Source organism: Polaromonas sp., assembly GCF_031411155.1.
Taxonomy (GTDB): domain Bacteria; phylum Pseudomonadota; class Gammaproteobacteria; order Burkholderiales; family Burkholderiaceae_C; genus Polaromonas.
Window position 1 is genome coordinate 1 of the sequence record NZ_JANOAL010000103.1, and the last position, 9,378, is coordinate 9,378.

Sequence of the window (9,378 nt, forward strand, 5' to 3'; positions counted from 1 at the left end):
TCGGTCAGCTCCAGTGACGACAGGTATTCAAAGCCCAGGCGCAGCACCGCCATGCCCAGGCGATAGTCGTTGCCGTTGGCGGTGCGCTCGATAAAGCCCATGCCCTCCAGCGTGTTGAGCAGCCGGAACACCGTGGAACGGGGCAGGTCGAGCCGGCGCGCCAACTCCGGCGCACTCAGGCTGCGGCTGTCGCGGCTGAACTCGCCGAGCAGGCGCAGGCCGCGCTCCAGCGCGGGCACGATGTATTTGTCGTTGCCGCCGCTGTCTTCTGCAGTGATCTCAGCCATGCTGCGGGTCTCCCTTGGCTTGCTGCGCGGCGCGCGTGATGAGGCGGGCGACCGCTTCGGGTTGTTCGATCGGGCTGGCATGGCCCGCGCCCTCAATCAGCGCAAACGTTGCGTCATACAGGTCCGCCCAGCGGCGACAGGCCGCGGGTGGCGTCACCTCGTCGGCATCGCCACAATGCACTTCGACCGGCATGGCCAGGCCCTGGCTGCGCGCCAGGTCGCTGCTGCACAGCAGTTCAACCGCCTGCAGGTAGCCGGCCGGTTGCAGGCGTGCGCTGTTCCACTGCACCCAGGCGCGCGCGGCGGCGTCGGCCGCCGGCGACAGCAGGCGGTGCGGGATGCGCTCGGCCAGGCCTTTGACGCCCAGCGTATGCAGCGCTTCGCGGCGTTCGCTGCGCACGCGTGCGCGGGCAGCGGTCTGTGCGGCGGCGCCGTAGCCACCGGCCGGGCTGATCAGCACGACGCGCGCCACCCGGCTGGCACCCAGGCCGCGCGCATAGGCGCAGGCCATCAGGGCGCCCAGTGAATGCCCGACCAGCACGCAGCGGCTGATGCCCAGCGCCTGCAGCAACTCATGCAGGCGGGCGGCGTAGTCGGCGTCGGTCGGCGCATCGCCCGCCAGCGCAGTCGATGCACCGTAGCCCGGTGCATCCCATGCCATGACACGCGCCTGTTCACCGGCCAGCAAGGCGGCGTGCAACCAGGAGGCGGCGCCCGAACTGATGCCGTGCAGCAACACCACGCTGGGGCCGTCGCCGGCCACGCCGCATTCACGCAGCGCCACCTGCGCGCCCGAGGGCAGCGACACGATGCGCTGGGCAAAACGACGCTGCAGCAGCGCCAGCGGCGCCTGTAGCAGATCGTCAGCCTCAGTGCGGGTGATGGCATTCATGGCGTGGCCGCTCAGCGCTTGATGCTGGCCAGCGGGTGGTCGGCCGGGTAGGTCGGGGTGATGGGCTTGCTGGCGCCCAGCATCACGCACATCAGCGCGTCTTCGTCGCCGATGTTGATTTCCTCGCGGTACACGCCGGGCGGCACCGAGACCACATCACGGTCGGTCAGAATGGTTTCAAAGCGCTCGCCGTCTTTTTCCAGGACCAGCTTGAGCTTGCCGCGAATCAGGAAGAACACCTCTTCCACGTCCACATGCAGATGCGAAGGGCCTTCGTGGCCGGCCGGAATCACCATGGTCGAGAAGGTGAAGTTTTCCGCCGGAATCGTGCTGTTGTCAGCGGCCACGCCGGTGCCGCCGGTGCCGATGTAGCGCATCTGGCCTCGGCGGTATTTGGGGTCGAAGTCGGCCTGAAACTTCAGCGCGTCGAAGTCGTACTTGCGGGTGGAAAAGCGCGCCACGCGGCCTTCCATCCAGGCGGCAAAGCTCGTGCCCTCGGGTTGATCCCAGCTCTTGGGGAGTTGCTGCTGCTCAGACAGATCGCTCATGGTTTACTCCTGTGAAATTGATTGCGCTCAGCGCATGACGAAGCCGCCATTGACGGCAAGAACCTGCCCGGTGACAAACCGGGCCAAATCGGACAGCACATACAGCACCGCACCCGACACATCGCCGGGCAGTTGCTCGCGCTGAATCGCGCGCTGGTCCAGGTAGTGACGGTGCCGCGCCTCGGGCACATATTCGGTCGCCTCCACCAGCACCAGACCGGGCGCGATGGCGTTGACCGTGATGTTGTCGGCGCCGAGTTCACGCGCCAGCGAATGCGTCATGGCAATCACCGCGCCCTTGCTGGCCACATAGGCCAGCAGGTTGGGCGCGCCCCATAGCGCGGTGTCCGACGCCAGGTTGACGATGGCGCCGCGTCCGCTGGCGCGCAGCGCCGGGCGGCAGGCGCGCGTCATGAGCCAGGTGCCGCGCACGTTGACGTTCATCACCTGGTCCCATTTGGCAATCTCGATGTCGTCCATGCCGCGACCACCGGAATCGGTCACGGCGGCATTGTTGACGAGGCCATCCAGACCGCCGAGGAAGGCCACGGCCTGCCCGGCGCAGCGCTCAATCGAAGCCGGGTCGGCCACATCGACCGCGACGCCGCTGACCTCAAAGCCCTGCTCGCGCAGCGTCGCCACGGACTGCTGCAGCAACTCCTCGCGCAGGTCGGCCAGCACCACCCGGGCGCCGGCCTGGCACAGCGACCGGGCAAAGGCAAAGCCCAGGCCGCGCGCCGCCCCCGTCACCAGAATGCGGCGGCCGGCCACCAGGCCGGTGGGGCTGGTTTGGCTGTTGGCCGCCATCACGCCAGCCTCGCACAGGCGGGCGCCAGGTCTTGCGACCCCGCGAGGTAAAAAGGCAATTCGCTGCGAACGACGATAGGCATGAAAACCTCCAAGGACTGATGCGTTGTATGTTTCACTTATGAAACAACGATTAATTACTGAAACACTGAACGAAGCTTAATCCTGCTTTTTCGCATCTGCATTAGTAAAAACCCTTAGTTTTGCGCGCACACAGATCCGACCCCAGCCCCTATGCAGGGCTAAGGTGAACAGGTTCGAGGGTGGGTGCGGTTCGCCGTTGACGCGTGAAGCAAGCGCAGCGCCGTGCGCGCAGCCGCCTGGTGCACGGGCAAAGGACGAAAGGCTAGAGCCCGCCATGGTGACGGACGGGGATGCCTGGATGCGCGCCGCAGACTGTGGCGCCTGCAGCCGGGAATCGGTCTATTGGCCGATGAAGTCCAGCATGTCGCGTGTCAGCCTGGCCTTGTGCGTGACCTGCAGGCCATGCGGAGCGCCCTCGTATTCGAGCAGTATGGACCCGGCAATGCCCCTTGCCGCCGCCCGGCCCGCCGCGTCAATCGGCACCGTCTTGTCATCGCTGCCATGAATGATCAGCGTGGGCACCTTGAAGGCGGCCAGGTCCGCGCGAAAGTCCGTGGTGGCGAACGACTTGGCGCATTCGAGCGCGGCCTTCAGGCTGGCCTGCATCGAGACACTGCGGGCCCATTGCAGCACTTCCTCGCTGGCGGAATTCGACATCGGGCCGACGCCAAAAAAGCCCTTGAAAAAACCGGCAAAGAATTTGGCGCGGTCTTCCTTCATGGCTTCGGTCATCTTGTCGAAGACGGCCTGGTCGGTGCCCTCGGGGTTGTCGGGGGTCTTAAGCATGTAGGGCACCACCGAGGAAATCAGCATCGCCCTGGACACGCCCTTGCCGCCGTGGCGCGACAGGTAGCGGGCGACTTCACCGCCGCCCATTGAAAAACCGGCCAGCACCGCATCCTGCGCGCCGGTGGCTTCGATCACGGCCGCCAGGTCGTCGGCCAGCGTGTCGTAGTCGTAGCCCGTCCAGGGTTGCGACGAGCGCCCGAAGCCGCGGCGGTCATAGGCAATGGCGCGGTGGCCGGCCTGGGCAATCGCCACCGCCTGGTCGTCCCAGCTGTCGGCGGAAAGCGGCCATCCGTGCAACAGAATGACGGGGCGACCGGTGCCCCAGTCCTTGACATAAAGCCTGGTGTGGTCGAGGGTGGTGATGTAGTTCATGGGGTGCGCCTTGGCAACGTTAAACCCCAAGTATTTGGGGGCCGTTTCGCCGCAACCATCAGCGGGCCGGCGGGAAAGCTGTCAGTGACCGCCTACGCCTGCCCGCCCCTTCCATCGCTGCGCCCCGCGGTTCGACGCTATGCTTGCCGGATGTCAACCCTGCGTCGCATTGCCCACCTCGACATGGACGCCTTTTTCGCCTCCATCGAGCTGCTGCGCTACCCGCAGCTCAAGGGCCTGCCGGTGGTGATTGGCGGCGGGCGGCGCAAGGTCGATGACGAGCTGCTGGCGGCCCAGGGCGAGCGGGCGCTGCGCTTCATTCCGGTGGCCGACTTTCCGCTGCTGAAAGACTATGTGGGGCGCGGCGTCATCACCACCGCCACCTACGCGGCGCGGCAGTTTGGCGTGGGCTCGGCCATGGGCCTGATGAAGGCCGCCAAGCTGTGTCCGCAGGCCATCGTGTTGCCGGTCGACTTTGAGGAAGTGCGCAAGTACTCGCGGCTGTTTAAAAGCACCATCACCGAGATTGCGCCGCTGATGCAGGACCGCGGCGTGGACGAGGTCTACATCGACTTCACCGACGTGCCGGGCGGCCAGCGCGAAGGCGGCCGGGTGCTGGCGCGGCTGATCCAGAAAGCGATTTTTGACAAGACCGGCCTGACCTGCTCGGTCGGTGTGGCGCCCAACAAGCTGCTGGCCAAGATGGCCAGCGAGTTCAACAAGCCCAACGGCATTTCGATTGTTCACGAGGCCAACCTGCAAGGCCGCATCTGGCCGCTCAACGTGCGCAAGATCAACGGCATTGGCCCCAAGGCCGGTGAAAAGCTGGCGCGGCTGGGCATACAGACCATTGGCGAGCTGGCGGCGCAAGACCCGCAATCGCTGATCGCCCACTTCGGCAAGGCCACCGGCGCCTGGATGCATGAGGCCGCCTGGGGCCGCGACGAGCGCCCGGTGGTGACCGAGAGCGAACCGGTCAGCATGAGCCGCGAAACCACCTTTGAGCGCGACCTGCACGCGGTGCGCGACAAGGCGGCGCTGGGCGCGATCTTTACCGAACTCTGCAGCAAGCTGGCCGAAGACCTGCAGCGCAAGGGCTACGTGGCCAAAACCCTGGGCATCAAGCTGCGCTATGACGACTTCAAAATCGCCACGCGCGACCAGACGCTGGACCACTACACCGCCGACGCCGGCGCCATTCGCAAAGCCGCCGGCGCCTGCCTGAAGCGGGTGCCGCTGGACAAAAAACTGCGCCTGCTGGGCGTGCGGGCGGCCACGCTGGCAAAAACCGGTGAAACCCCGGATTTAGCATCAAATAGTGCTGCAGCCCAGGCAGAAAGCGCACAGTCTGCTCCTGAATCAATAGCAAATGAGCAGCTGTTCTAGCCGCCGGAAGGGCGGCCCGGGCGGGACGGCGCCGGAGCGAAAAAATAAACCGCCCTGGCGTTGACAACACCTTTCACGAAACTTACAGTGAACTTGTGAGCAGTGCTCCGCACCCGGCTTCTCATCCGGTCAATCCACTGCTTCTGCAAGGAGGTTCCATGTCAAACCTTTCCGGTCGCCAGCTCTGGCAACCTGTCACGCTGGGGCAGATGCAGCGAGTCAAAAACTGGTACCAGGCCCAGCATGGCGCGCACCCGGTCGAACACGAGCTCTGGGAGGCGGTACTCACGCTGTGGATGATGGGCTGGATCGGCTGGCTGCCGGCCTACGCCTTTGATGCGCCCTGGGCCTATCCGCTGTGCCTGCTCGGCGTGCTGGCGCCGCAGCTGTATGTGCACCTGCGCGCCCGCGCCCATGAGCGCCTGCGTCTCAGGTGTGACTGGCTGGACCTGGTGCGTTGACTACCATGGCGGCATGACCGCCCTCACCTGCTTTACCCTCAGCACCGGCAAGCATTTCAGCGCGGGCATGGCACTGGAAACCTTTGCCGGCAGCAGGGCCATGGACAACCAGAGCCCGGCGCGCCGCGCCGCGATCTGGAGCCACCAGCAGGTGCGCGAGGCGGTGACGGCGATGAAGAAAAAGCGCGCCGGCGCGTTCACGCCGCTGCCGGCGCTCCAGCATTTCAAGGAAATCGATAAAAACGGGCTCTAGCCCAGGTAAAACGTGCGCTTACAGCTATTATTTTTATAGCATCAGGCGATTTCGCCAACGTACCGCATCAGCCGACCCGCTGCCAGAACCACCAGCTGGCCAGCAGCACCAGCTGCGCCGAGCCGCCGCGCACCACCACCGCCGGGTACCAGGGCCGGCTCACCACCAGTTGCGACAGCAGCACCCAGCCGCCGACGGCAATCAGCTGGCCAGCCTCCACCCCCAGGTTAAAGCCGGCCAGCGCCCACGGCAGCAAGCCGCTGGGCGCGGCCGCTTCCTGCAGCAGGCCGGCAAAACCAAAGCCATGCACCATGCCAAACAGCAGCGCCAGCACATCGGTGCGAAGCCACGGCAGCGGGCGCAGATTGAGCAGCGCGGTCACCGCAATCGACAGCGCAATCACCGGCTCCACCCACACCGGCGAGGCCTGCGTCAAGCCAAAGGTGGCCAGCATCAGGGTGATGGTGTGGCCCACGGTGAAGGCCGTCACGGTGCGCAGCAGGGCCCACCAGGCATTGCCGGCCCGGCCACCGAGATGCTGGATGCCGGCGGCCACCGCCAGCACGCCCGGCGCCTTGCGCATGAGGGCCAGGCGCAGCGGCAGCACCAGCGCCAGCAAGAATGCCAGGTGGTCATAACCCTGCAGCAAATGATGCACGCCCAGCCTGAAATACTCGGCCAGCACAGACCCGCCACCCGAAGGCGCCGCGGCTGCGGCGCCGGCCGTGATGCCCGTGCCCGCGCCCAGCCGCAGGCCGGATGACTGCTGCGGCGACAGCGTGGTCAGCAAGTCCTGGCCGCCGACCCGGCCCGCCACCAGCAGGCGGTGCGTGGCGTCCTGGTCCTTGAACAGGCTGTAGTTGAAGGTCAGCGCCTGGCCCGCCGGGCAATGCGCCTGCGCCACCAGCCGCAGGTAGGCGCCGTCACTGCGCCGGTCCAGGCCGCCGGGCTGCCAATCAAGCGGGCACGCCGGGCGGGTATAAGCCGTCTGGTTCAGCAAGGCCTGCACCTGCGGCAGGGCGGCCTTGACTTCGCCCCAGGTCACCTTGCCATCGGCATTGCTGTCGATCGGCAGCAGCTGGTCCAGGTCCTTGAGGGCGATCGCCAGCACGAAGCGCAAGTCTTGCGCCGCGCCCGCAGCGGCGCCGTCGGGGGTCTGCTGCACGTCCAGGTAAGCATCACTGCCCTTGTGGGCCCAGGCCCCTGGCCCGCCGAGCAACAGAAAACCCATGAGGCAGGCCAACCCCAGCGCGCGCATCATGGGGCCGCCTTGATGGCCGCCAGCCGCGCATCCTGCAGGCCGGCCTGGCGGATCGCCTGCGTGATCTCGGCCACTGCTGCCGCATCCCTGGCCCGCTGCGCGCTTTGCAGCGCCACCCACCAGTCAATCGGCTCGCGCTGCAGCAGCAGGTTGCGGCGGGCCAGCGCCAGCGCAGCGGGCGCGTCGTCGTCCAGCCACAGCGCGGCCAGCGCCAGCTCACGGCCATGCAGCGCCGGGTCGTCGCCGCGGCGCTTCAGTTCGGCCGAGTACTCGCGCAGCAAGGCGCGCGCGCCGGTCCAGCGCGCATCGCCCAGCCTGCGCCAGGCGGCGGCGCGGCGCAGCACCACCGCGTCGGTTTCGGGCAAGGGCGCCAAGGCCTGCAGGGCCGAAGCGGCCTTGCCGCTGCGCAGCAACAAGTCGCTGTAGGCAATGGCGGTGTACAGATCGGGCTCCAGCGCCAGGCTGCGCGTGTACGCGGTGGCGGCGGCACTGTCCTGGCCCGCGCGCTCCTGGCTTTCGGCCAGCAAGGACAGCAGCCAGCTGCGCTGGCCGGCATCCGGCGTTTGCGCCAGCAGGGTCTGCAGACCCGGTACTGACGAGGCGTGCCGGCCCTGCAGCGACTGGGTTTCGAGCCGGCAGGCCGCCGCATACAGCGCCTGCCCGGCGCGGGCCACGGCGTCGCAGGCGGCCAGCGATTCGGCGTAGCGCGCCGACAGCCGCTCCAGCGCGGCCAGGTTCAGCCAGCCCTGGGCGTGGCCGGGCGCGCGCGCCAGCGCCGCCGTCAGCACCTGGCGCGAGGCCTCGAATTCATGCCGGCCCTGCTGCACCGTGGCCTGCAGCACCGCCAGCTCCGCCGGTGCCTGCGGTTGGTTCCACCACGGCGCCAGCGCCGCCTGGGCGCGGCCCCAATAGCGGGTGTCGCCGGTCTGCCGCGCCACCGCAATGTCTTGCCGGGCCTGCCGTGCGGCGGCTGACGGGTCGGCCACTTTGGGCGCGGATGCCGCCTGCGCCGGGCGGTTGCGCGTGACCGCGGGCAGCACTTCCAGCACGTCGTCGTCGCGTGTCGGTTGCAGTTCGGTCACTGCCAGGGCACTGAACGGGGCCGCAACCAGCCAGGCGGCCAGTGCAAGGTATTTCAAAAGGTCAGGCATGGTGCGTGTTGTAGGTGAGGCTGCATTCTGGCCGGGCCGAATGCGGCGGCGCCTGGCAGGTCAAAAAAAAGCCCGGCCGCCGACTGCCGCCAGCTGCCGGGCCTTGCCGCCCCGTTTAATTGAAAGGAGTCGGCTCGGACGTGTCGTCAGCCGCCAGCGTCATCGCGTTGACGTCGATCGGGTCGCTGTTTTCGCTGTTGTTGGCGATCATCTGGCTGATGAAGTCGAACACGTTGCTGACGGTCTGCTGCATGGCCGTTGGCGGCGTGCCAACCCCACCGCCAACCCCGCCAGCCACACCCGCCGATACCTCATCACCGCCGCCGCCACCGCAGCCTGCCAGCAGCAGCGCGCTCAGCGCCGCCCCCGCCATGAGTCTTGAATTGAGCTTGAACATGATTTCTCCTTGAGCCGCCTGGGCTTAGCGGGAACCCGGGTTGGGCGTATTGAGGTAGGGAAAGGTGCTCAAGAACGGCACCGTGGCCTGATCCACCGCATCATGGATATTGGCCGCGTTGGGCAAGCCGTTGGGTCCGGTGGCCGCCATCAGCGAGGTCAGGGCCGTGCCATCGCACTTCGAGGTCAGCGACGGGACGCCGGGCACCGAGTTGAGCTTCAGCGCGTCGTTGGAACCATTGATGGCGCACAGGCCGCCGACGGTCGCCACCAGCGCAATATCGACCACGTCGTCCTTGGGGCGCCGGCCATTCGGGAAGCCCGCCAAATCCTTGGCCTGCGCCAGGTTGGCGGTGCCGCCGACACGCAGCACTTCGCCGGCCACACCGAGGCGGTTCTGGTCGGCAAACTGCACCGGCACAATCGCCGTGTTCAGGCGCAGCATCTCCGAGGGTGTCGGCGTGGCCGGCTTGTTGACGCCGGTGATGCCGGTCAGGAAGGTGGTCAGCAAGTCGGTGCGCGGCAGGTTGGTGGGCGCCACCGCCTTGGCATCACCGGCCAGCACAATGCCGAGCAAGGCCGGCAAGGTCGGGTTGGACACATAGGTCAGAAACTGGCCATCGTCTTTCGGGCTGGAAGCGTTGAACTTGTCCTTGTCCGGCAAGCCAATCACCAGTTCGTTGACCAGCGG

At 67.1% G+C, this 9,378-nt stretch carries 11 protein-coding genes and 1 pseudogene; 3 read left to right on the forward strand and 9 right to left on the reverse strand.

The annotated features are described in order from the left end of the window. The 5 genes from RMO23_RS07255 to RMO23_RS07275 form a co-directional block, all read right to left on the reverse strand. A partial coding sequence (locus tag RMO23_RS07255; RefSeq protein WP_309679960.1) for a helix-turn-helix domain-containing protein occupies positions 1 to 287 on the reverse strand: 287 nt, incomplete at its 3' end. Beyond that, positions 280 to 1,179 carry an alpha/beta hydrolase gene (locus tag RMO23_RS07260; protein WP_309679962.1) on the reverse strand — a complete coding sequence of 300 codons (900 nt, stop codon included), beginning with the start codon at positions 1,177 to 1,179 and terminating at the stop codon, positions 280 to 282. The genes RMO23_RS07260 and RMO23_RS07255, both read right to left, overlap by 8 nt. 11 nt (positions 1,180 to 1,190) lie before the next feature. After that, a complete protein-coding gene (locus RMO23_RS07265) occupies positions 1,191 to 1,727 on the reverse strand; it encodes a cupin domain-containing protein (RefSeq protein ID WP_309679964.1) in 537 nt (178 codons plus the stop codon). 27 nt (positions 1,728 to 1,754) lie between these two features. Then, positions 1,755 to 2,534, reverse strand: a complete 780-nt coding sequence (locus RMO23_RS07270) for an SDR family oxidoreductase (RefSeq protein WP_309679966.1) — start codon at positions 2,532 to 2,534, stop codon at positions 1,755 to 1,757. Between the two features lie 423 nt (positions 2,535 to 2,957). Further along, positions 2,958 to 3,779 carry an alpha/beta hydrolase gene (locus RMO23_RS07275; RefSeq protein WP_309679968.1) on the reverse strand — a complete coding sequence of 274 codons (822 nt, stop codon included), beginning with the start codon at positions 3,777 to 3,779 and terminating at the stop codon, positions 2,958 to 2,960. Between the two features lie 150 nt (positions 3,780 to 3,929). On the opposite strand from RMO23_RS07275, the gene RMO23_RS07280 reads away from it, so the two are divergent. The 3 genes and pseudogenes from RMO23_RS07280 to RMO23_RS19690 all read left to right on the forward strand — a co-directional run. Beyond that, positions 3,930 to 5,165: a DNA polymerase IV gene (locus RMO23_RS07280; protein WP_309679970.1), complete on the forward strand. Its 1,236-nt coding sequence runs from the start codon at positions 3,930 to 3,932 to the stop codon at positions 5,163 to 5,165. A 158-nt stretch (positions 5,166 to 5,323) separates the two neighbouring features. After that, complete coding sequence (locus RMO23_RS07285) at positions 5,324 to 5,626, forward strand: hypothetical protein (RefSeq protein WP_309679972.1); 303 nt, start codon at positions 5,324 to 5,326, stop codon at positions 5,624 to 5,626. A 40-nt stretch (positions 5,627 to 5,666) separates the two neighbouring features. Further along, a pseudogene (locus RMO23_RS19690) lies at positions 5,667 to 5,765 on the forward strand (enoyl-CoA hydratase); the annotation flags it as partial. Positions 5,766 to 5,946: 181 nt separating this feature from the next. Here the strand turns inward: RMO23_RS19690 and RMO23_RS07295 are convergent. The 4 genes from RMO23_RS07295 to RMO23_RS07310 all read right to left on the reverse strand — a co-directional run. Continuing rightward, on the reverse strand, positions 5,947 to 7,140 hold the full coding sequence (locus RMO23_RS07295) for a HupE/UreJ family protein (RefSeq protein ID WP_309679976.1): 1,194 nt from the start codon (positions 7,138 to 7,140) through the stop codon (positions 5,947 to 5,949). Continuing rightward, a complete protein-coding gene (locus RMO23_RS07300) occupies positions 7,137 to 8,291 on the reverse strand; it encodes a hypothetical protein (protein ID WP_309679978.1) in 1,155 nt (384 codons plus the stop codon). Before RMO23_RS07300 ends, RMO23_RS07295 begins: the two co-directional genes overlap by 4 nt. Positions 8,292 to 8,406: 115 nt before the next feature. After that, on the reverse strand, positions 8,407 to 8,688 hold the full coding sequence (locus tag RMO23_RS07305) for a hypothetical protein (protein ID WP_309679980.1): 282 nt from the start codon (positions 8,686 to 8,688) through the stop codon (positions 8,407 to 8,409). A gap of 24 nt (positions 8,689 to 8,712) precedes the next feature. Then, positions 8,713 to 9,378 (reverse strand): DUF4331 family protein (locus RMO23_RS07310; RefSeq protein WP_309679982.1); only part of this gene is annotated, 666 nt, incomplete at its 5' end.